At 41.3% G+C, this 21,714-nt stretch carries 21 protein-coding genes; 11 read left to right on the top strand and 10 right to left on the bottom strand.

Going from position 1 to position 21,714, the window contains the following annotated elements:
* Positions 1-12: 12 nt before the first annotated feature.
* On the bottom strand, positions 13-573 hold the full coding sequence (locus tag JOC33_RS00250; RefSeq protein ID WP_205089879.1) for a hypothetical protein: 561 nt from the start codon (positions 571-573) through the stop codon (positions 13-15).
* A gap of 12 nt (positions 574-585) precedes the next feature.
* Positions 586-1,848, bottom strand: coding sequence for a helix-turn-helix transcriptional regulator (locus JOC33_RS00245; RefSeq protein WP_205089878.1), 1,263 nt, complete (start codon positions 1,846-1,848; stop codon positions 586-588).
* A 589-nt stretch (positions 1,849-2,437) separates the two neighbouring features.
* On the opposite strand from JOC33_RS00245, the gene pyrH reads away from it, so the two are divergent.
* From pyrH to JOC33_RS00215, 6 genes are all read left to right on the top strand, one after another.
* The gene (pyrH, locus tag JOC33_RS00240) at positions 2,438-3,178 is read left to right on the top strand and encodes a UMP kinase (RefSeq protein ID WP_205089872.1); all 741 of its coding nucleotides are present in this window, start codon (positions 2,438-2,440) and stop codon (positions 3,176-3,178) included.
* A 90-nt stretch (positions 3,179-3,268) separates the two neighbouring features.
* The gene (dat, locus tag JOC33_RS00235; RefSeq protein WP_205089870.1) at positions 3,269-4,162 is read left to right on the top strand and encodes a D-amino-acid transaminase; all 894 of its coding nucleotides are present in this window, start codon (positions 3,269-3,271) and stop codon (positions 4,160-4,162) included.
* Positions 4,163-4,398: 236 nt separating this feature from the next.
* Positions 4,399-4,839, top strand: coding sequence for a hypothetical protein (locus JOC33_RS00230; protein ID WP_205089866.1), 441 nt, complete (start codon positions 4,399-4,401; stop codon positions 4,837-4,839).
* 209 nt (positions 4,840-5,048) lie between these two features.
* Entirely contained in the window at positions 5,049-6,032 is a 984-nt protein-coding gene (locus JOC33_RS00225) for a TAXI family TRAP transporter solute-binding subunit (RefSeq protein ID WP_205089865.1), read from the top strand.
* Between the two features lie 152 nt (positions 6,033-6,184).
* Positions 6,185-6,700, top strand: coding sequence for a DUF1850 domain-containing protein (locus JOC33_RS00220; RefSeq protein ID WP_205089864.1), 516 nt, complete (start codon positions 6,185-6,187; stop codon positions 6,698-6,700).
* The gene (locus JOC33_RS00215) at positions 6,693-8,801 is read left to right on the top strand and encodes a TRAP transporter permease (protein WP_205089863.1); all 2,109 of its coding nucleotides are present in this window, start codon (positions 6,693-6,695) and stop codon (positions 8,799-8,801) included. The genes JOC33_RS00220 and JOC33_RS00215 overlap by 8 nt, the downstream gene beginning before the upstream one ends.
* Positions 8,802-9,349: 548 nt before the next feature.
* Here JOC33_RS00215 and JOC33_RS00210 read toward each other — a convergent pair.
* Positions 9,350-9,979: a YczE/YyaS/YitT family protein gene (locus JOC33_RS00210; protein WP_205089861.1), complete on the bottom strand. Its 630-nt coding sequence runs from the start codon at positions 9,977-9,979 to the stop codon at positions 9,350-9,352.
* A 146-nt stretch (positions 9,980-10,125) separates the two neighbouring features.
* On the opposite strand from JOC33_RS00210, the gene JOC33_RS00205 reads away from it, so the two are divergent.
* The gene (locus JOC33_RS00205) at positions 10,126-10,887 is read left to right on the top strand and encodes a (S)-benzoin forming benzil reductase (RefSeq protein ID WP_205089860.1); all 762 of its coding nucleotides are present in this window, start codon (positions 10,126-10,128) and stop codon (positions 10,885-10,887) included.
* Positions 10,888-10,924: 37 nt separating this feature from the next.
* On the opposite strand, the gene JOC33_RS00200 is transcribed toward JOC33_RS00205, so the two are convergent.
* Together JOC33_RS00200 and JOC33_RS00195 are read right to left on the bottom strand one after the other, a co-directional pair.
* On the bottom strand, positions 10,925-11,539 hold the full coding sequence (locus JOC33_RS00200) for an NUDIX hydrolase (protein ID WP_205089858.1): 615 nt from the start codon (positions 11,537-11,539) through the stop codon (positions 10,925-10,927).
* Positions 11,540-11,553: 14 nt separating this feature from the next.
* Positions 11,554-12,069, bottom strand: a complete 516-nt coding sequence (locus JOC33_RS00195) for a dihydrofolate reductase family protein (protein WP_205089856.1) — start codon at positions 12,067-12,069, stop codon at positions 11,554-11,556.
* A gap of 300 nt (positions 12,070-12,369) precedes the next feature.
* On the opposite strand from JOC33_RS00195, the gene abc-f reads away from it, so the two are divergent.
* The gene (abc-f, locus tag JOC33_RS00190; protein WP_205089854.1) at positions 12,370-13,947 is read left to right on the top strand and encodes a ribosomal protection-like ABC-F family protein; all 1,578 of its coding nucleotides are present in this window, start codon (positions 12,370-12,372) and stop codon (positions 13,945-13,947) included.
* A gap of 266 nt (positions 13,948-14,213) precedes the next feature.
* On the opposite strand, the gene JOC33_RS00185 is transcribed toward abc-f, so the two are convergent.
* Complete coding sequence (locus tag JOC33_RS00185) at positions 14,214-15,686, bottom strand: SulP family inorganic anion transporter (RefSeq protein ID WP_205089851.1); 1,473 nt, start codon at positions 15,684-15,686, stop codon at positions 14,214-14,216.
* A 282-nt stretch (positions 15,687-15,968) separates the two neighbouring features.
* On the opposite strand from JOC33_RS00185, the gene JOC33_RS00180 reads away from it, so the two are divergent.
* Complete coding sequence (locus JOC33_RS00180; RefSeq protein ID WP_205089849.1) at positions 15,969-16,388, top strand: universal stress protein; 420 nt, start codon at positions 15,969-15,971, stop codon at positions 16,386-16,388.
* Between the two features lie 23 nt (positions 16,389-16,411).
* On the opposite strand, the gene JOC33_RS00175 is transcribed toward JOC33_RS00180, so the two are convergent.
* From JOC33_RS00175 to JOC33_RS00160, 4 genes are all read right to left on the bottom strand, one after another.
* The gene (locus JOC33_RS00175; protein ID WP_205089847.1) at positions 16,412-16,888 is read right to left on the bottom strand and encodes a DUF1648 domain-containing protein; all 477 of its coding nucleotides are present in this window, start codon (positions 16,886-16,888) and stop codon (positions 16,412-16,414) included.
* Positions 16,889-16,914: 26 nt separating this feature from the next.
* Positions 16,915-18,564: a putative ABC transporter permease subunit gene (locus JOC33_RS00170; protein ID WP_205089845.1), complete on the bottom strand. Its 1,650-nt coding sequence runs from the start codon at positions 18,562-18,564 to the stop codon at positions 16,915-16,917.
* The gene (locus tag JOC33_RS00165; RefSeq protein WP_205089837.1) at positions 18,557-19,279 is read right to left on the bottom strand and encodes an ABC transporter ATP-binding protein; all 723 of its coding nucleotides are present in this window, start codon (positions 19,277-19,279) and stop codon (positions 18,557-18,559) included. The genes JOC33_RS00170 and JOC33_RS00165 overlap by 8 nt, the downstream gene beginning before the upstream one ends.
* A gap of 228 nt (positions 19,280-19,507) precedes the next feature.
* On the bottom strand, positions 19,508-20,008 hold the full coding sequence (locus JOC33_RS00160) for a GNAT family N-acetyltransferase (RefSeq protein ID WP_205089836.1): 501 nt from the start codon (positions 20,006-20,008) through the stop codon (positions 19,508-19,510).
* Positions 20,009-20,108: 100 nt separating this feature from the next.
* Between JOC33_RS00160 and JOC33_RS00155 the strand changes: the two genes are divergently transcribed.
* Positions 20,109-20,663, top strand: a complete 555-nt coding sequence (locus tag JOC33_RS00155) for a sugar O-acetyltransferase (RefSeq protein ID WP_205089834.1) — start codon at positions 20,109-20,111, stop codon at positions 20,661-20,663.
* Between the two features lie 92 nt (positions 20,664-20,755).
* On the top strand, positions 20,756-21,511 hold the full coding sequence (map, locus tag JOC33_RS00150; RefSeq protein WP_205089832.1) for a type I methionyl aminopeptidase: 756 nt from the start codon (positions 20,756-20,758) through the stop codon (positions 21,509-21,511).
* The last annotated feature ends 203 nt before the right edge of the window (positions 21,512-21,714 follow it).

Genomic DNA, 21,714 nt, shown 5'->3' with positions numbered 1-21,714 from the left:
TTTATTATATCCTTAAACTAATTCTGAGGAATTTAAACCGCCAACGGCTGTACGATCCGCAACGAGATCAACAGAGTTCAAACCACCAACTGCAGTTCTGTCACCAGCAATAAGCTCGACGGAGTTCAGTCCGCCAACGGCTGTACGATCCGCAACGAGATCAACAGAGTTCAAACCACCGACTGCAGTTCTATCACCAGCAATAAGCTCGACGGAGTTCAGTCCGCCAACGGCTGTACGATCCGCAACAAGATCAACAGAGTTCAAACCACCGACTGCAGTTCTGTCACCAGCAATAAGCTCAACGGAGTTCAGCCCTCCAACGGCTGTACGATCCGCAACGAGATCAACAGAGTTCAAACCACCAACTGCAGTCCTATCACCAGCAATAAGTTCAATGGAGTTCAGTCCACCGACTGCAGTTCTGTCACCAGGAATAAGTTCGACAGAGTTAAGCCCTCCAACCGCTGTTCTGTCTGACGCTAATTCTGTATTATTATTAGTAGCTAATCCAATGGAGAAAATTGCGATAAAACCGACTGTGCATAAAAGTTTTCCAAATTTCATTTTCATCTCTTTCACTCCTCATTCTTTTATTTTTAAAGCTTTCTTGAAGTAAAAACTTGCTTGTTTATAGTCACTCTCTTGATAATAATAATCACCGAGAGAGTGGTACACGTCATACAAAATATTCTTTTCCTGAGTATTTTCATAATGTTCAATAGCATTATGAAGTTCAGTCATATATTTTTCCTCGTTTAAATATTTCAAAATGAAGTTTGTGAATAAAATTGTAATTTGGTGTTGGTCGAGGTGGAGTTTTTCATTATTAATCATACTTTCATATAACTCTATACCAAGTTCTTTTTCTTCACTAATAACAAGTAAGTCAATGAAGGATTTATAAGTGACTGGTAATGGGTTTCTTCCTTCAGTGAGCTCCAAATTAATAGCTTTCTGAAAAAAGTTTTTGGCTTCTGTATAGTTTTCTAAATCTGTGTAAATCAAGCCTTTATTATGGTAAATCAGTGACAGCAAATTAGTATAACCATACCTGCTAGCAGGTAACTCCGCTTGATTGAGGTACTGAAGAGCCTCTTCATATAGACCAGATTCCAAATGCTGTGCAGCTAATAGATTATTTGTTTTACATAGCAGTAATTCATATTTTTTGGTGTATTCAAACATGAACTTTGCTTTAAGGCCAAATTGTATGGCTTTACTATGAAGATTAAGTTTTCCATATAAGAGTGCTATATTATAGATTACGGCAGCTTTCATTGGACTTTGTTCCACGGAATCTACAAACATTTCCATATAATAGGTGCAATCTTTAATCTTATTTTCTGAAAATGTCTTTAAGGCCATCATATAGTTGAAGCTCTCTCTTACTAGCTTCGGGTATGACCGAAGCTCGGTCTCATCTATGTAATGGATAAGATAGGTTTCATAAAGATCGATGGCGGATTTTGTGTCGTTGATTTTGTAAAAGTATGCGCATTTTAAACATAAATAAGTGGCTTCTAGATTAATAGGTGATAAGTATTCATAGTAATTCTCTTCAATGACATCAATAACTTCCTTAGCTTTATCGGGGTGGAGCACGATGTTTGATTGTAACAGACGAAGGATGTATTCCGCATCTTCGTCCCGGTGTTCATAGTTTGTTAGAAATCCTTGAGCTATTTCGAACTTTCTTTCTAAAGCTTGCAGCACATGTGGTTTTGGAGGGTAGTTCCCTTCTTCAATCTTCGCCAGGTAACTGGTGGAAGTAATAGTGTCTGCTGTTTGCTTCAAGGTTAAGTTACGATTGTTTCTCATGATTTGGATGCGATTCCCTATATGCATTGATCAGACCCCATTATTTGGTTATTCATGAATATTATTCGACAATTTAGCCTTTGTGATTTTCATATTATACCAAAAAAGGAAAAAAGGAAATATGTCGCATGGTTTTTGGGATAATACGCTCACGAAAAACAGGTAAAAATACCTATTTGTTATTTCTTTTTTCTTACGTATTACTAATATAAACCATTTATAAGTTAAGGATTATCCCCGAATGTACGAGTGTAAAAAAGGCACGGAGAAAGAAATCCTTTTTAATTATGCTGAATATGCTATAATGATTTAACAAATCTGAATGGTAAGGAGCGATTGGAATGGAAAAGTGCAAGGAAAAGCTTATTTCCCTGGTTCAATCGTTTCTATTTTTAAGAGCATAGGCGGCTGACGTCTTTGCTCTTTTTTTATACGTTAGGGGAATTTAAAAATTTTTGCAAAGAAGTCCATCAACGTTGTGAAAATTTTTCATTTCCAAGTATTAGAAAAACTAATGCATTCTCGCAAGGACGAGTGCATGCGTTTTTTCTGATAATCCATTCTTTTTCATTTTAAAAATATACAATGCAGCTAAGAGCTTGGAGGGTGATCAAAGGTGAGATACCAACGAGTTTTGGTGAAAATAAGCGGCGGTGCTTTGGGTGGGGAAAATAATGAAAATTTTGACCATGAACATTTAGACCATATTTCCAATGAGATATTGAATCTTGTGGATGCAGGAATTGAAGTTACTGTTGTTGTTGGCGGAGGAAATATCTTCCGGGGAAGAACAGCTGAAGCGTGGGGAATAGACCGTGTCGAAGCTGATAATATTGGTACAATGGGAACAGTGATCAATAGCTTGATGTTGCGCGGAGTATTGAAAAGCAAGACGAAAACTGAAGTACGTGTCATGACATCGATTCCGATATCCTCTGTGGCCGAACCGTATATCCGTTTGAAAGCGATGCACCATCTTGATAAAGGATTTATAGTTATTTGTGCCGGAGGGAACGGGCAGCCATTTGTCACTACCGACTATCCGGCAGTACAGCGGGCGGTCGAACTTGACTGCGATGCGATTCTGGTCGCTAAGCAAGGGGTTGATGGTGTATTTACTGCTGACCCTTTCAAGGATAGTAATGCAAAAATGTACGGAAACTTAAATTATAATGACATATTGATGAAAAATATTCAGGTTATGGACCAGTCGGCATTATTACTTGCGAGGGATCATCAACTCCCAGTTCATATCTTTAATTTTGATCATCCGAATATAATGCTGGATTTATGCGAGGGCAGGGATTATGGAACCATTGTTTCCCACAGTCCTTCGTCTTTTAAAGAAGAGGCTTAAAGCATATTAATCTTTGGATATTAAGGTCGTGATTTTGCTACAATTATAAGTAGGCAGATAATTGTAGGAGGCAGCAAAGGAGAGAATACTATGACAATAAAACCTGTCATTTTGACAGAAAAGGACTTTGTGAACCAGGAAGAATTATTGTATCCTTTCGAGGAAAGAGGACTGCAATTTGGTGATGGTGTATATGAAGTTATTCGGATTTATGATGGGAATTTCTATTTATTAGATGAACATATTGATCGTCTTTACCGATCAGCTGAGGCTATTAAAATTCGAATTCCTTTTACAAAACGTGAAATAAAGGAACGACTGGAGGGTCTCCTTGCAAGGAATAAGGTTGACGTGGATGCGAAGGTTTACCTGCAGATTACACGAGGCTCTGCTGCGAGAGACCATGCTTTTCCAGATGATATCCAGCCGAACTTCTATGCTTACGTGAAGGAAATCCCTCGCATGATGGATGCAATGCTCGAGGGTATTCCAGTCCTGTCACAGCCGGATATTCGCTGGGACTATTGTTATATCAAAAGCTTGAATCTGCTTCCGAACGTCCTGGCTAAACAGGAAGCGAAAGAGCAGGGGTGTGTAGAAGCGCTGCTTCATAAAGACGGGGTGGTCACAGAAGGGAGCTCTTCGAATGTGTACCTTGTCCGAAATGGAAAAGTATATACCCATCCTGCCCAGAAAAACATTCTCCATGGATGTGTCCGGATGCGTGTGGAGCAATTTTGTAAAGATTTGGGCATTCCATTTGATGAAACTGCTTTTCATTTGGAAGATATTCAATTCGCCGATGAGATGTTCACTACCAGCAGCATAATGGAAATCATGCCTGTTGTATCAGTGGATGGTAAAATAATCGGAGACGGAACGCCTGGAGAAGTTACCAGGAAGCTGCAGGAAGCATATGAAAAAGACGCAGCAATTTCAGATGAAAAATCGTTGTTTCAAAAAGTCATCGAGCAAGACGCATAATAATAATATAGCGAAGGAGCGGCCTTCTATAGGATAGGCCGCTTTTTTTGCTGCCAGGACTATATAAATGGATGGTAATCCCTTTCAGCGGGCTTCATACTGCTTAAGCACTTACCCCATCGAGGTCATAAGCACACCCTCTCTCAATAAATTTACATGAAACTTACCAGCCAACTATCCTTGCACCATTATTTTAGGTAATATAAAGATAAAGACAAGAAGAATGGAGGGCTCTTATGAAAAAAGTAAAGATTGAATTGACACCCGCACAATATCAGAAACTGGTAGAGTCCGTGTTTTTGGGGACATGGGTGGCTAACTCCACAAGAGAGGACTTGAATGAAGAATTCGAGGCAGTAAGGGATCATGTACTATCTTATTATAAGGAAGCAGGAATGGAAGGCTTGATAGAAAAGAATGAGGAATTTGGTTTCAATGATTTAAATGTCAATTACGAATCGGAATTGCTTCATAACTATGTGGAGCCTTATGACGAGTATACTTTTTGGGAGAAGCTTGCAGAGAAGCTTGCTGATAAAGAGTTAGCCAAAGGGCACGGTGCAGTGTCTGTACCTCTGACGGAAGAACAAATATTGAAAAAGCTCGGCTATGAAGAAGAGATTGAAATGGATCTTCATGAAAATGGGATGAAGAATGTAAATTGGGAAAAAGGATAATACGTCCATCTTGGTGAACTATAGAGGAGAGGACAGATAAAAGTCCTGAATCTATAGACAGGACGTATGATTTAGTGGGTTATTAGTGTCATGGTCTGGACATGTTCCTCAAAATTCTCCATGGCTTTAGTAGGATGAAATGTTTGAATATTTCATCAAATTTTGCTAATATAATCTTGCTTAGATTAACTTTAAAGGGGGCAATATTTGTGAAAAGAAAAAATTGGATGTTATTAATGTCTTTAATGTTAGCGCTTTCGGTTGTACTTGCTGCTTGTGGAGGCGGGGCTGCCGATAGTGGTGATACAGGTGGAGAAGGCGGAGAAGATGGCGGTACTGTTTTCTTGAATATACTTACTGGTGGAACGCAAGGAACATATTACCCGTTAGGTGGAAGCTTTGCTACAATCATTAATTCAAATGTTGATGGGGCAGAAGCTAATGCGGTATCAACCGGTGCTTCTGTTGAGAATATGAAGAAGCTGAGTGAAGGAGACGGGCAATTAGCGTTTACACAAACAGATATTGCTTCCTATGCAGCAAATGGGGAAGTAATGTTTGATAAGGCGATTGAAGGTTTTCAGGCAATCGGAACATTATATCCTGAAACGATCCAGATCGTAACTACGAAAGACTCTGGCATTGAAACGGTAGAAGATATGAAAGGAAAAGTTGTTTCTGTAGGTGCAGTTGGTTCAGGTACCTATGCTAATGCCAAAAACATTCTGGAAATTCATGGGCTGACAATGGATGACATCCAAAAGCGTGATTTAGAGTTTGGTGATTCTACCTCTGGAATCCAGGATGGAACCATAGATGCAGCATTCATTACCTCTGGCACACCAACTGGTGCTGTTGAAAGTCTTGCAGCAACAACTGATATCAATATCGTCAAATTCGGTGAGGGGAAAATTCAGGAATTAATGGATAAAGTTCCTTTTTACTCCAAGGATCAAATCCCTGCTGGAACCTATGGGCTTGAAGAGGCTGTTGATACTGTAGCAGTTCAGGCAATGATGGTAGCAAAATCTGATTTAAGTGAAGATCTTGTTTATAATATTACCAAATCTATTTTTGAAAACACCGATAAAATCACACATAGTAAAGGTAAACAAATTACCGTAGAAAGTGCTCAGGAGGGCATAGGAATTGAGCTCCATCCAGGGGCGAAAAAGTATTATGATGAACAGTAATGTTTAATCATGATTGAATTTATTCATTATGGATGAGGGTGTCCAAGAAAAAAGTGCCAGACACCTCCAAAAATGCGGTTTATATTTCTGTATTTTTGGAGGTGCATGGGCTGGTGGGCAGCCTCGTCTTTTCATGTTGGAAGGGAAGGCTTATGAGGACAAAAAGGAAATGGATTTCAGCTGCTATTGGGTTAGTATTAATCCTTCTTGTCTGGCTTTTTATCCCCTATCATTATGTTCTCGGATTTCAAAAGCCTAAAGAAGATGAACTCTTAATGGCAATTCCAATTGCGGAAGGAGATACCTTCCAATTAAAATATACACATTCCATTCATCTTAGTGAAGTGATAGAGGAATTTAAAATCAAGAATGATAAGCTCTATCCTGTTAAGTTGATTTATGAGGATACTGCTGTCGGCATGCCCTCGAACGCAGGGAAGAGAGAACAATTCGAATTACGTAATGGAAAGTATTATATTACCGGATTGAATGGCTCCCACCAGTCTATCACGCTTTCGGTAGGAGAAGTGAGGGCAGCACATAAAATTGTCCATGATAGCCGGACTTATCTTTTGAAAGAATATGTTGGGGCAGGTACTATTGTCAAAATAAAACCCCAGCATGTAAGTAAGTGGCAACTTTTGGGAGGAGTGAAAGTACATGAGTGAACAACATGAATCGCTATCTGTTGAAAAACAAAAAGAAATCATGGCAAAGTATGATCCTGAATCATCGGTCAGAGATTTGACTGGTATTATGGCGAAAATTGTTTTCTTTGGATTATTAGCATTTTCCATTTATCAATTATATACGACAACTATTTACCCTTTACCTGCACAAATTCATCGTTCCATCCACGTAGGATTTGGTCTGGTACTTATATTCTTGCTATTTCCAGCAACAAGAAAAAACCGTGAAAAAGGGAAGATTGCCTGGTATGATATTGTACTTGCCTTATTGGGTCTTGGAGTGGGTGCTTATTGGCCGCTCTTTTACGAACAAATTATTATGAGGGCAGGGAGTATTTCAACCCTCGATTTTTATGTCGGACTTTTAGCAGTTATTCTTGTTTTGGAAGCAACACGACGCTCAGTAGGATTGCCGATTACTATTATTGCTGCTGCTTTCCTGGCTTACGCTTACTGGGGGCGTCAGATGCCAGGGTTTCTCATTCATCGGGGCGTCGATTTAGACAATATTGTCCAATCGATGTTCTTTACCACAGAAGGGATATTAGGAACACCAATTGCGGTATCATCCACTTTCATTTTCCTGTTCCTATTGTTCGGTGCATTTTTGATAAAAACTGGTGTCGGTCAGTACTTTAATGATCTGGCTGTCACATTGGCAGGTAAACGTACAGGCGGACCTGCTAAAGTAGCTATTTTTTCAAGTGCCTTACAGGGAACGATCAGCGGAAGCTCTGTAGCCAATGTTGTGACATCCGGTTCCTTCACCATACCAATGATGAGAAAACTGGGTTACCGACGCGAATTTGCCGGTGGAGTGGAAGCCGCTGCGTCAACAGGAGGACAACTTATGCCCCCAATCATGGGTGCGGCTGCCTTCCTGATGATCGAATTTATTGGAATGGATTATTGGAGTATCGCCAAAGCGGCGGCAATTCCTGCCCTGCTATATTTTACAGGGGTATGGATCATGACACATTTCGAAGCTAAACGTACTGGTTTAAGCGGCTTGCCGGATGAACAAATGCCGGACCGTAAGCAAGTGTTCAAACAGCTTTACCTCCTATTGCCAATTGTAGCTATTGTACTGTACCTCAGTAGTGGGTTGAGTGTAATGAGGGCCGCTATCTATGGTATTCTGACCACAATTTTAGTAGGCTTGCTCAGAAGAGAAAAGTTCCGTAAATTATACCCAATCGTATTTGGAGTGGTCCTTGTCGGCTATGCTATCTACGGAATGGCCACAGGCGGATTTTCTATCACACAATCTTTAGTTGCGGCGACAATTGCAACAATTCTAGTAAGCTATCTTTTTGACGGCAATTTCATGGAGTCGGTCGATGCCCTTGTTGATGGTGCCCGTACAGCATTAGGAGTAGTAGCTGCGACAGCTGCTGCTGGTATCATCGTAGGGGTTGTGACAAAAACAGGTCTCGGATTGAAATTGGCAAACAGCCTGGTGACATTAGCAAATGGTGAAATATTGCTTACCCTGTTCTTTACGATGCTTGCTGCTATCATTCTGGGAATGGGTTCACCGACTACCGCAAACTATGTCATAACATCCACCATTGCTGCACCTGCAATTATATTGTTAGGAGTAGCTGATCTTCCGGCACACTTGTTTGTTTTCTATTTTGGAATTGTAGCGGACATCACTCCGCCTGTAGCACTGGCTGCCTTTGCGGCTTCTGGTATTGCCAGCTCAGAGCCGATCAGGACCGGGGTTAATGCTGCCAAGCTTGCGATTGCTGCTTTCATCATTCCATACATGTTTGTATTAGAACCGAGGTTATTAATGATTGATACCACCTTCATGGAAACGTTATGGGTGGTGTTTACGGCAGTTTGTGGAATGTTAGCGATCGGAGCAGGCTTAATCGGATATTGGTTCCGTAGAATGTTATGGTTTGAGAGAATCGCTTCCGTTGCCGGAGGTTTAACACTCATTTATCCTGGCACCATGTCTGACATCATTGGTCTGGCAGTTTTTGCAGTGATATTAGGGCTGCAATTCTTAATAAAGAGAGACTTAATTGGCCTGCCTGTCGAGCGTAGAGGAAAAAAAGTGCAAGCATAATACAAAAGACTCGCTGGAGACAGCGAGTCTTTCAGGATCTCGAGAAACTTGCAGGCTGATTTTTTCTGATTTCTCCCATTTTTGCATAGCGTGCTATATTTGTATCCTAATGATAAGAATCTGTTCAGGCGAGGATTTTTTGTTGCAATGAGGGAAAGAACAACAACATGAAAGTCGAGCGTAGCATCTTAAATTTAAAAGAACTGCACGGGCTGCATAATTGCTTTTTGTAAGGAAAAAGTGAAGGAAAATAGCGTTGATGACTGCTGCTTGCCAGAACATAAAAAAGATTGTCTTTAATTTAGCAAGGGCGACTTAAAGGAAGTAGATTTTTTTCCTTTTTAAGTGATCCCCAAGGAGCGAGGACCCTTCCACTCCTGCGGAAGAACGAGGGAGCCGAGATCGCCGAGCGTGGGTTTCGCGAGGAAGCTCGGGCACTCGTCCGCGGAAAGGGAAGGGTCTTTATGCTCCTGGCTACAAGAAAAAGGCTCGTGGAAACCAAGAGTTGTCACCACATGGAAAAAGACTCGCTGGAGGCAGCGAGTCTTTTACATGAGGGTTTGTTTTTGATGCAGTCCCCATAATTTAATAAGGGGTCTGCATAATACATAAAAGATATTGATGATCGGTCCAAGCAGTAGTGCTACTAATAAAGTTCCTATTCCTACCGGGGCACCTAGCAAGTAGCCGATAAGCGCCAGGAAGGATTCCGAAAAAATCCGGACTGAACTTTTGGATTGTTTTGTTTTTTTGTTCATAATCATCATAAAATGATCAAGCGGTATTCTTGGAAATGGTGTCCTAAGATAAACGGCAATCCCAATTCCCATGGCAAGAAGTCCAATCGTAAAGACGAGCCATTTTGACCACCATACTTCAAAATCAGCACCTTCAAATGTGGTGTAAAGAAATAAATCCAATGTCCATCCACGAATGATGATCGGAAGGAGAGATTCAAATACCGGTCGTTTTTTTTCAATCCAGGCATTTATCAGCAACAGAATTACAAAGCTGATAATTAATACATTTCCAACTGTAATTGGCGAATGCATGGCAATCCCTACAGCAACACTATCCCCAGGCCCTACGCCCAGTCCTGATTTGATGATCAATGCAAGGCCAAGGCTGGAAACAACAATGCCTATAAGGTAAATGATGAATAATAACAGATACTTCATAATCTTACTCCTTACTTAGTTGCAATGGCATACACTTTTATCATCATATACGGACAGTTGTTCTATGTAAAGGGTAAGCACCTTGTGTTTGCTTAAGATGAGGAAAGGAAAAAGAATACTAACATTTAATAAGGAGGCATTTGAAAATGCATTATACAATTATAACTGGAGATTCCAGGGGGCTTGGAGAAGCGGCAGCGAAAACATTTTTGGAGTCGGGAGTCAGTGTCATTGGCATTTCCCGTTCTGGGAATGACAGTTTGAAGCAATATGCAGATAAGCAGCAAGGAAACTACTACCATCTATCCTGTGATTTAAGTGATAATAACCAAGTATTGAATTGTGCTGACCGTTTAATTGATGATTATTTCAGCTTGGCAGATAAGTTTTACCTTATCAATAATGCCGGCATGATTGAACCGGTTGCGCCTGTCGGGAGTATGGGACAGGAAGAGGTGATAAAACATATACAGGTCAATCTTACAGCGCCTGTTTTACTTACCAACCGGCTTCTGGAGGAAGCAAATAGGCAGGATATGCAAGCTACTATTATTAACATAACTTCAGGTGCTGCTGATCGAGCTGTTCATGGGTGGAGTGTATATAGCAGCACCAAAGCAGCCATCAATAGATTCACGGAAACGACAGCTGAAGAGTTCAAAAATCAGGGTAAGAATCATCATATAGTAGCGTTCAGCCCTGGTGTAATGGATACCGATATGCAAAGCGTCATCCGTAGTGCTTCCAAGGAGGAGTTCGAGGATATTGAAAAGTTCAAGGAGATGAAAGAAGAAGGGAAGTTACGCAGTCCAGAGACAGTGGCTGCTGTATTAAAGGATATTTGGATCAATCCTGAGGAAATTGAAAATGGAAAAGTGTATAAGCTATACGATATGATCAAGAAGTAAACAATCGAAGCCCCTTCCATTATTTGGAGGGGCTGTTTCAATCTAAAAATATTGGGAGATTCTCGTTTCTGTTAGCGAAAAGTTTATGAACTTGTTCGTAAGTATTCCTTTGCAGCGAGAGTTCCGGTAATTGATCCTGAGGGAAAAATAAAGCATTGTCTGTTTCCAGTCCCTTCTGCAAACTTCCTCCGCTCCATGAGCACTGAATAAGTATCTTATAAATATGGTAGGGATTTGGAGGATGGGGGTGTTTGTGCATATCGATGATTCCTGATAATTTGTTGGCTGTGACATCAATTCCCGCTTCTTCTTTTACTTCTTTAACTGCAATTTCTTTAGGGGACAAGTTTATATCCGCCCATCCGCCTGGAAGTGCCCATTTCCCATCTGCCTTTTCTTTCACAAATAACAGCTTATCATTGTCGAAAACGACAGCCCTGATGTCGACTTTCGGAGTCTGATAGCCTGTCTCATTTGTAAATAAGTGGTGGATTTTTTCAAATGGTTCATCGGTGTAACTTTGCAATATTTCCACACTTAGATTTCGCAGCTGTTCAAATCGTTCCTCATCAAAAGGATCAGTCGTATATGTTAGTCCTGCCTGGGCAATTGCCTGGATTTCTTTTGCCCATTCCAGCCATTTCTTCTGCATAGGCTCACTCCTTTCTATTTTTTATGGTATGTAAGCATCAGCATTCCTGTTGGATGAGGCTTCACCTCATATAATTCCAGCTGCTGTTCGATGCCGCCTGGTGGGAATAATGGTATTCCTGACCCGAGCAGGGTTGGCTGGATAGTGATCTGAAATTCGTCGATCAGTTGTTTTTGTATAAAGTGTTGAATCAACTTAGCTCCACCGACAATCCAAATGTTTTTATCCTGATCTTCTTTAAGTAAGTTGACCAATGGGCGGATTTGTTCCGGCTGTATAAATCTTGCATATTCCTCGTTTCCCTCCTGCAAATTGGAAACCACGTATACATCCTTCATCCGGTAGGGGAACTCATCGTACCGTTCTAGAACCTGGTCATATGTTTTTCTCCCCAGGATGACAGTGTCAATAGAAGCGTAGAATTTCTCATAATCGTAATTCTCTTCTTTCCACAGCCAGTCGATTTCTTCATTTTCTTGAGAAATATAACCATCAAGGCTCATAGCAATAAACAATATTACCTTCCCCATAGGTTTCACCTCATTTTCAAAAAATTCTGTTGCATCCTTCGTAAATATAATCATATAATAGATGCAACGAAAAAAGAAGGGACTGAAGTTTAGGGCAATGAAGTACTAATCCTATTGCTAAACGAGTTATGAATAAGTTTAAAATTTGCTCGTTCCAGACAAGGGGTTAGTCTGTCCAAAAAAGGATATCATTGTTTGCTGCCTATACGAAAGCCGGTTAGTGTTTTCGTATGTCCTTTTTGAATTGGTATGGTAACAGATCCTCACCCCTCTGGAAAGATGAGCCAGGGAGGTTTTTTTATGCAATTAATGAGAGCAATGAATATTGTATACAGCATTGGAGAGCGTACGCTATTGGATATAGGGGAACTAAGCATCCATCAAGGAGACAGAATTGGACTTGTTGGTAAAAATGGGGTGGGAAAAACACTGCTTTTACGGTGTCTTTTGGAAGAGGAGGAAAGCTCGGCTAATGTTGATTTTTATTCTGAATGGAGCTGGTTTCGGCAGCTTGATTCCCCGGAATCTGCCCAGGTAAATTGGGGTAGTATGAGTGGTGGCGAGAAAACAATGGAAAAATTATCATGTATTTTCTCAGAAGGTAAACAACTACTATTTCTTGATGAACCGACTAATAACCTTGATTGGCGGAGAATAGAACTGTTGGAACAAAAGTTGAAACAGCATAAAGGAGCTTTTGTTATCGTTTCCCATGACCGCGCTCTATTGGATAATGTATGTACCACTATCTGGGAGTTAGAAGCAGGGAAAATGTCTGTTTATAGTGGTGATTACAGCTTTTACACGGAGCTAAAGGAACTAGAAAGAAAGCAGCAATATATGGAGTATGAAAATTATTTGAGGGAAAAGAAACGATTGACGGAGCGGCTGACTGCTAAGCGAACCCAGGCAAAAGGGATGCGTAAGCCTCCGGCACGGATGAGTAATTCAGAATGGCAGCTTGGTAAAAATAAGGCGGCAGGGAAACAGAAGAAAGTCGAAAGAGTGACGAAAGTAATTGAGCGCCGGATAGAACGACTCGAAAAAGTCGATAAGCCTTTTGAATGGGATGAAATGAAAATGGATTATGTACTGGCTGAGCCGATTCATAGTAAAAATATTTTTACAGCCAAGGACTTAGAAATAACTGATCTTTTTACCATCCCTGTATTAAAGCTGAAAACAGGCAGTAAGACGGCGCTTATCGGTGATAATGGCTGTGGGAAAACCACTCTCCTCAAGCAGCTTCTAAGGAAGGATGGGGATATAACATTTTCCAAACAGGCAAATATCGGTCACTTCGACCAGACCCTAGAAAAACTGCCAGAAACTAAAACGGTTTTTGAATATGTCAGTGAATCAAGCAGTTTGCCTGAACACTTCCTGCGGGTCATATTAGGGAGACTAAGGTTCACGCAGGATGAGGTCCATAAAAAAATCGGAATCCTGAGCGGCGGGGAAAGGGTGAAGGTTGCGCTTGCCCGCCTATTGACAGGAGATTTCAACGTCCTTGTACTTGATGAGCCGACAAATCATATCGACTTCGAAGCGATGGAAGCGTTAGAAAATCTTGTCCAGGATTATCCCGGTACGATTCTTTATGTATCCCATGACCGCCGTTTTGTTGAGGCGACTGCCACGAAACTCTGGATAATGGAAAATAAAACTGTAACTTCGTTTGATGGGAGTTATAACGAATATCTTGATTCCCAAAATAGACCTGCCCAAGTGAATGAAACCTTGTACGATAAGATGACCCTCGAAACAAAGCTGACTGAGTTGATCAGCAGAATCAGCGTGCCGAGACCTGGGGAGGATGTTTCTGCTTTAGAAAGGGAGTACGACGAGATATTAGAAAAGCTTAAGCAAATCAAGTGAGTACAGAGTTCCCAGTATGTTAATTTGAAAATTGAAATGTGGTCAACGAGCATAAACGTCTATGGAATGAACATAAAGTAGAGGTTGGCGAGCATAAACGGCCATGGAACAAGCATAAAGAAGAGGTTGGCGATCGTAAACGGCCATGGAACGAGCATAAAGAGAGGTCGGTCGATTGTAGAGGAATATAGAACGAAAAAAAGATTTCTGACGCTAACCATCTGACATATCTAAAAAAGCAGCCTCCTCAGGGGGCTGCTTTTTGTTTAATGATTAGATAGGGTAGCATTTGGTTTATGATATACGCCTAGTCTTTTGACAAGCTTTGAACTGTCTTCATTCAAACCTGCGATTTCTACTTCTTTACCATGCTCCCGGAATTTTAATACCAGCTTATCGATGGCAGCTACAGCGGAATCATCCCAAATGTGGGAGTGGCTGAAATCAACTTTGATATAGTCGGCATCGATACTATATTCAAAATGCTTAATGAGATTATCTACGGATGCAAAGAATACTTGTCCTTTGACTTTGTATACGACCATGCGCGTGGTTTCTTCGAATTTTTTCTCTACGTGTACAGAAGAGATTTTTGCTACAAAGAAAATAGCGCTCAGGAGAACACCAGCCAGTACGCCTTTTGATAAATCATGTGTTTTAACTACTGTGACTACCGTAACAATCATGACGGCAGCATCGGTTTTCGGCATGATGTGAAGTTTTGTCAAAGAACTCCAGTCGAATGTTCCAATGGAAACCATGATCATGACACCTACAAGTACGGCCATGGGAATTTGAACAAGGATATCGTTCAGAACGATAATCAGCACCATCAGGAATACTCCAGCTACAAGGGTGGATAACCTTCCCCGTCCGCCAGACTTTACATTGATGACTGATTGTCCAATCATTGCGCATCCTGCCATCCCACCGAAGAAGCCTGCTACAACATTGGCAATGCCCTGGCCGCGCGCTTCTCTGTTCTTATCACTGGTCGTATCTGTCATGTCATCTACAATTTGGGAAGTAAGCAAAGATTCCAGCAATCCGACAAATGCTAATGCCAATGCGGTTGGGAAAATGATGTGTAATGTTTCCCATGTTAACGGAATTTCCGGGATTAAGAAAAATGGTAATGTGCTGGATAGCTCACCCATATCACCAACAGTGCTCGTATTGATTCCGGTCGTCATGACCAGGACTGTCATTACCACAATGGCAACAAGCGGAGCTGGGACAGCTTTGGTAATACGCGGAAACAAATAAATGATTCCTAATGAACCGATGACTAGAGCATACATCGGCCATCCGGCACCAGCAAGATGTGGCAGTTGAGCCATAAATATCAGAATTCCAAGGGCATTCACAAAGCCTACCATTACCGATCGGGGGATGAATTTCATAAATTGCCCGATTTTTAATGCTCCTAAAACAAATTGAATGACCCCTGTCAAAATAGTAGCTGCAAGCAGGTATTCCAGACCATGCTCAGCGACTAATGTCACCATCAATAACGCCATTGCCCCCGTTGCAGCAGAAATCATCGCAGGCCGTCCGCCCATAAAGGCAATAATTACGGCAATACAGAAGGAAGCATAAAGACCAACCATCGGGTCTACACCAGCAATAATAGAGAATGCAATCGCTTCTGGAATCAAGGCCATCGCAACGACCATTCCTGAAAGCACATCATTCTTCACATTTCCAAACCAATCTTGTTTAATTTTTTCTACGTTCAATACTGCACCTCTTTTCCAAATTTTAAAGTCTTAGCACTGTCCGTAACAGTGCTGTTTCCGGCATGAACGAAGGTGATTATAACACGGATATATAATTAGTGGTAATCGCATGTAAGCGTATAAATGAAGATCATTCTCCAAATCTCTTTCATATACTCTGTCATAATGACCAGAACCTAATTTAGTCCTTTTTATGGGGTGGATACCTCAAAAAACTTAAAGAAATACCAGCGTTAAAGTGATAAAATAGAATCATATTATATTCGGGAAAAGGGGAAAAGCATGTTCCAGAAGATTCTAATAGCTGCTGATGGATCGGCACACTCGATCCGCACGGCAGAAAAAGCTGCTGAATTGGCACGACTGCAGCAGGATGCCAAGGTTTCTGTTATCTATGTAATAGACGGGGAAACGTCTAAGCATGACGTGCTTGCTGAGGGAAATCAAGCAACAATTGACAGGAAACGGTTAGAAAGACTAAAGCCGATCGAAACACACTTGGAAGAAAAAGGTGTAGCGTATGAAATAGTAGTAAAACGCGGGGAGCCTGGTCCTTCCATTGTTAAATACGCTAATGGAGAAAAATTCGATATCGTTATCATCGGGAGCAGGGGATTGAACACTTTACAGGAAATGGTGCTTGGAAGCGTCAGCCATAAGGTAGCCAAACGAGCCAATTGCCCCGTGATGATCGTGAAATAAGAAAAACCGCCTGAAATTAATTTTCAAGCGGTTTTTTTAATCTTTATCAGCTTCAGTATATAGAACCCTACTGTTCCAAATACTGCTCCGAGAAATACTATTAGATACCAGCTGCCGAGACCGTCGGCCTTCCCAAAGGCGACCTGGATACTCTGCCAATGAGTATAGACAAACCCAAGAAGACATTCGAGCTGCAGCCAGGCTGTTAATTTTTGCGATTCCTGACGGTAAATTTCTTCATCAGCTGGTTTCACTGAGTTTGGTAGGTTGATGATTTGTGGGATGCGTAGAATAACGGTAAATAAACCGAACAAAAATAATCCAATTGAAGGCAGGAAGAATGCAAATCCTTTTCCAGCATAAGCATCAGGTTTCCCACTTGCATTAAAATGACGTGGAAATGCTTCCGGCAGAGATGGATAATAATAAATTGTCATGGCGAATAGCGTGATAACAAATAATAGGGAGAGCCAGGTACTTATTCTAACGATCACAGGCATAAAACCCTTCTCTCCTTTCTGAATTTTCATGAGCGCTGAAAATGGCGGTGTATGGTTTTATGAAGAATAAAATGACATAGTCCGATTACGAGAGCCAGAAATCCCCCCAAAACAAGCGCAGCAGCCCAGATTCCGTTCACCGTATCCAAATGCCATAGAAGGAACACCATTATCCCAAAGGTACCAAGTTCTAATAGTAATGCAATCAATCCGATAATCCTCGCCTTAAAAATTTCCTGTTCATCCGTCCAATTCAATTTTGGAGAGTGCAAATCAAATATTGTTCCGACCAGGCTTGTGAACCAGCTGGCCATAAGGGATAAAACAATCCAAATGACTAGTAAAACAAGGGGGAGTTTTGCCATAAATATACCAACTGCAGCTAATAGAATTAACGATAATAAGTTGATTAGCCAGGCGGTTACCACTTTGCTGTAAACGACGGTGGTGCTTCTCATCGGCATATGAAGATTAAAGGACCAGCTTTTCCCATCCCGTGAAATCGATGAGTAGGAGGCGGGGTTGGCACCTAAAATGAGCAACGAAAAGATGAACAAGATCAGAATGGAAGTTTTTCCTTCGAATTGTTCTAATAAGGTGCCGATAGAGCCCAGGGCACCGGAAGAGTTTTCAAATATAAGGATGACGATTAAGAAAACAGGGCCGAATAAGCTTTGAGCGACACATTGCATGAAAAATGTTGGGGTCCTGAATATAATCTTCAGCTCTTTTTTTATAAGACTGATAAATAATGGCTGTGGCTTTATAGCTGCCGTTATTTTAGCTTTGTTGAATCTATTCTTGTTACCGGCTGTCAGTCCCTGGACGCCTTTGAAATAAAGCTTCTGTCCGGTACTGAAGAAAATGACAGCGGCTATAAACGTAAGTCCGTACATTATTAGCAGAAATGAACTTCCAGTCAGTGAAAAAGGATCAGTCAGACTCTTGGTACTGAAATAGGCTGTTGGAATCAAAGCTGTAATCAGTTTCAAGAAACCATCCTGTTCCTGGATAAGCGCAGTAATATCAGCTGCTGTCTGGCCTGTGTCCTGATTCAAACGAAGAACGATATTTATGCCAATTACAAACACGAAAGTTAGCAGTCCGGCAAACAACTTCGTCCTGTCTTTGTTCTTTGCAATATTGGCGTATCGCATAAAAAACATCAATATGACGGCCATCACGGTAAAAGGTATGATGGGAAAAACGATAAAAATAAGAAATGCAGCAAGGTAATAAAGAACCCCAGCTTCGCTATGAATTCCATAAAACAAGAGGATGGGAACCATCAGCACCCCTGAGGTCAGGTAAAGGGAAAGAAATGGTGCCGCTGCTTTACCGGCCATCAGCTGATATGGATGGAAGGGGTAAGTCATGAACCCTTCAATATCCTCAGAAAAGTAAAAGGAGCTCAGAATGGAAGCAAGGCTCACAAATAGCAAAAGAAACGTCATGCTGATAAAAAGGAGTCCAAGAATAATGTTTTGATTGTTAGTTGCTGAAAGCTGCTCATACATACTGCCGATTAACGAATCGACGAACCAGAAAAACATTCCGCCAAAAGGGATTACCATTATTATGACAAGAATAATGCCGAATTTTTCGCTGGAGCTTTTTCCTGCCATGGAATACTGCATTTTCAGCATTGTACGTGCTAACAAAAGCGTTTTATTCATGGCTGGTCAGCTCCAGGAATAATTTCTCCAATGTCTGTTCCGCTTCGAATTGTTCCTTCAGTTCCTTCATGTTCCCACGAAACTCGAGTTTCCCGTAATTGATGATGGCTACTTCATCGCAAAGCTGCTCGACAACTTCAAGCACATGGGTGGAAAAGAAGACGGTGTTTCCTTTATCAGCATGTTCGCGCATCATTTCCTTCAAGGTATAAGACGACTTTGGATCAAGGCCTGACAGAGGTTCATCTAGTATCCATACATCCGGGTCATGGAGCAGCACACCGCTAATGACGATTTTTTGCCGCATACCATGGGAATAAGTCTGGATGTGATCGCTTAATGATCCGTAAATACCGAAGCTTTTCGTTAAATATTCGATCTTTTCCTGTCTGATATCCTTAGGTATATCATAGACATCGCCAATAAAGTTTAAGTATTCGATTCCTTTTAACCGCAGGAAGACATCTGGACGGTCTGGTACGTAGCCGAAGATTTTTTTCGCTTCCATTGGGTGTGAGGCAATGTTAAAACCATTGATGGTGATTTCTCCTTCATCAATAGGGAGAATACCAGTAATCATTTTAATGGTAGTGGATTTGCCGGCACCATTCGGTCCGAGAAATCCGAATATTTTTCCGTCCGGAATAGTAAGATCCAAGTTGCTGACTGCTGTGTTTCCCGGAAATTTTTTCGTGACATTATTAATGGTAATCATGCTATTCCCCTTCCTTCTACAACTAACTAACATACGTTTTAATTAGGGAATTCGTTTCAAACTTATGGTTAAGGTAATAATAGAGTTCAATTTCTTTATATCGGACAAGAAGCCTGCTTTTGCCGTGGAAACCCGTCAAGCCATTCCTTAGAAAAAGAAGTTCAGCCCCGCCTGGTTTTCCATCAGAAATTTATTAGCTAATTAATCAACGCATTAAGTAGAGATTTCTTACAGGAAATATACCATCAGGTCTTCGTCAAGGTAACCCTCAGCATTTTTGACGGCATTTTCTTCAACGCCGAATTTTTTAAATCCGACTGATTCATAAAGCTTTACAGCTGGGGTATTAGTGGACACGACCGCCAACATCAGTTTTTCAATTCCGTCACGCGCGGCATCCTCCATAGCTTTTTGCAGCATTTTTTTCCCGGCGCCATGTCCTCTGCCCCTCGGTGAGACATACATAGCAAGGATATCTGCCTTATGGGCGTACTTAGGATGTTCCTGCCTGAGCATTGTCACCGAACCGATCATTTCATTGGCTAAATATGCGCCATATGTATAGTTACCTTTATTACTCATGCGGCCAGCAGCGTGTTCGATGGGATTTTCCCGTGCCTTTGCCTCACCATAAGTTGTGATAAATGCATCAGGAGCGTTCTGTAATGCTTCAAGTCGAAGTTCCCAGTAATTTGCCGCGTCATCAGGTGTAAGACGTTTGATTAACATTGTGATCAACCACCTATTCTGTTGAGTATTGAATCAAATCGTAGCCTATATTTATGGTAAAGTAAATACATAAATGCCTGAACATAAGGAGATTAAGCTCATGAATGAAAAAGAGAAAATGCTTGCAGGAGAATTATATGAGTCTTGGGACGAAGAATTGATACACGACCGCACGCGTGCAAGAAAATTGATGCAGGATTTTAATCAATCCAGCGAGCATGATACGGATCACCGTGATATATGGATCAAGGAGTTATTCGGTAAAACTGGGGAGGATATAAAAATCGAACCGCCGTTCTACTGTGATTATGGCTATAATATTTTTGTGGGTGAAAACTTTTTCGCGAATTTTGATTGTGTGTTTCTCGATGTATGTCAGATAACCATTGGGAATCGGGTCATGCTTGGACCAAAAGTACAGCTTTATACCGCTACCCATCCAATGGATGTAAAAACAAGAAAAACCGGCTTAGAGTTTGGGAAACCGATAACGATTGGAGATGATGTCTGGATTGGCGGAGGAGCGATCATTAATCCAGGTGTCAAGATAGGGAACAACAGTGTGATTGGTGCTGGCAGTGTCGTCACAAAAGATGTTCCTGATAATGTATTTGCGGCAGGAAACCCTTGCCGGGTCATTAAGGAACTACCTTGATAGTAAGGAAGGTAGCAAAAAAACGTGATTTCCGTTATCATCAACAGTGGTTTCGATTGCATATATGAATAGTGGAAGGAAGGGGCTGCAAAATGATTAAACGTAAAAGTAAAAGAGAAATCGAATTAATGCATGAAGCAGGAAAGCTTTTAGCAAACGTTCATAAAGAATTAGAAACATATATCAAACCAGGGATAAGCACAATGGATATCGAAAATTTCGTTGAGGAGTACTTGAAAAAACACGGAGCCACAGCGGAACAGAAAGGGTATCAAGGATATGAGTTTGCTACATGTGCATCTATTAATGACGAGATTTGTCATGGTTTTCCGCGAACGGATAATTTAGAAGACGGCGATATTGTAACTGTCGATATGGTCATTCGACTGAATGGAGGTCTTGCTGACTCTGCCTGGACACATCCAGTCGGCAATATCAGTGAAGAAGCGAAGCAACTATTGGATGTAACTAAGACATCCCTTTACAAAGGGATCGAGAAGGCCAGGGTCGGAAACCGTATCGGTGACATCGGTCATGCCATTCAGAGCTACGTAGAAGGAGAAGGGTACTCTGTTGTCCGGGATTTTACTGGTCATGGAATAGGAGAAACGATACATGAAGATCCTTATATCCCTCATTTCGGAGAGGCAGGTAAAGGGGCACGATTGAAAGAAGGAATGGTTATAACGATCGAACCGATGGTGAATATCGGTGGTTGGGAAAGTAAAATGGATACAAATAACTGGACCGCCCGTACCGTTGACGGTTCGCTTTCTGCACAATATGAGCATACAGTAGCAATTACGGCAGATGGTCCTGTTATTTTGACAGATCAAGACAACCTGTAACATTTACGAATCGCTTGCCGGCGGATGCTTGACGCCGGCACGGCCTCTTGCTCATCGTGGAATCAACCGTGTTATAACTGTATGGCACTATAAACCGCAACATTGGCCAATCGAATAAGAACAAAAATGGAAGCTTGTTGTGCACCCTCGATAACCTTAATCTAAGCTTGGTCGTGACGTTCTTCTTCCCAAAGAGGAGGATT

The organism is Thalassobacillus pellis (assembly GCF_016908295.1).
Lineage (GTDB): Bacteria > Bacillota > Bacilli > Bacillales > Halobacillaceae > Thalassobacillus > Thalassobacillus pellis.
The sequence above is the reverse complement of the archived record's forward strand: the minus strand, read 5'-3'. Positions and strand labels throughout refer to the sequence as shown.

Excerpts from the sequence above, each read along its gene's own strand:
- JOC33_RS00230 (WP_205089866.1), top strand. The coding sequence starts at position 4,399 with ATGAAAAAAGTAAAGATTGAATTGACACCCGCACAATATCAGAAACTG.
- abc-f (WP_205089854.1), top strand. The coding sequence starts at position 12,370 with ATGCAATTAATGAGAGCAATGAATATTGTATACAGCATTGGAGAGCGT.
- map (WP_205089832.1), top strand. The coding sequence starts at position 20,756 with ATGATTAAACGTAAAAGTAAAAGAGAAATCGAATTAATGCATGAAGCA.
- dat (WP_205089870.1), top strand. The coding sequence starts at position 3,269 with ATGACAATAAAACCTGTCATTTTGACAGAAAAGGACTTTGTGAACCAG.
- JOC33_RS00175 (WP_205089847.1), bottom strand. The coding sequence starts at position 16,888 with ATGCCTGTGATCGTTAGAATAAGTACCTGGCTCTCCCTATTATTTGTT.
- JOC33_RS00200 (WP_205089858.1), bottom strand. The coding sequence starts at position 11,539 with ATGCAGAAGAAATGGCTGGAATGGGCAAAAGAAATCCAGGCAATTGCC.
- JOC33_RS00170 (WP_205089845.1), bottom strand. The coding sequence starts at position 18,564 with ATGAATAAAACGCTTTTGTTAGCACGTACAATGCTGAAAATGCAGTAT.
- JOC33_RS00245 (WP_205089878.1), bottom strand. The coding sequence starts at position 1,848 with ATGCATATAGGGAATCGCATCCAAATCATGAGAAACAATCGTAACTTA.
- JOC33_RS00250 (WP_205089879.1), bottom strand. The coding sequence starts at position 573 with ATGAAAATGAAATTTGGAAAACTTTTATGCACAGTCGGTTTTATCGCA.
- JOC33_RS00155 (WP_205089834.1), top strand. The coding sequence starts at position 20,109 with ATGAATGAAAAAGAGAAAATGCTTGCAGGAGAATTATATGAGTCTTGG.
- JOC33_RS00195 (WP_205089856.1), bottom strand. The coding sequence starts at position 12,069 with ATGGGGAAGGTAATATTGTTTATTGCTATGAGCCTTGATGGTTATATT.
- JOC33_RS00180 (WP_205089849.1), top strand. The coding sequence starts at position 15,969 with ATGTTCCAGAAGATTCTAATAGCTGCTGATGGATCGGCACACTCGATC.
- JOC33_RS00220 (WP_205089864.1), top strand. The coding sequence starts at position 6,185 with ATGAGGACAAAAAGGAAATGGATTTCAGCTGCTATTGGGTTAGTATTA.
- JOC33_RS00210 (WP_205089861.1), bottom strand. The coding sequence starts at position 9,979 with ATGAAGTATCTGTTATTATTCATCATTTACCTTATAGGCATTGTTGTT.
- JOC33_RS00165 (WP_205089837.1), bottom strand. The coding sequence starts at position 19,279 with ATGATTACCATTAATAATGTCACGAAAAAATTTCCGGGAAACACAGCA.
- JOC33_RS00205 (WP_205089860.1), top strand. The coding sequence starts at position 10,126 with ATGCATTATACAATTATAACTGGAGATTCCAGGGGGCTTGGAGAAGCG.
- JOC33_RS00215 (WP_205089863.1), top strand. The coding sequence starts at position 6,693 with ATGAGTGAACAACATGAATCGCTATCTGTTGAAAAACAAAAAGAAATC.
- JOC33_RS00160 (WP_205089836.1), bottom strand. The coding sequence starts at position 20,008 with ATGTTAATCAAACGTCTTACACCTGATGACGCGGCAAATTACTGGGAA.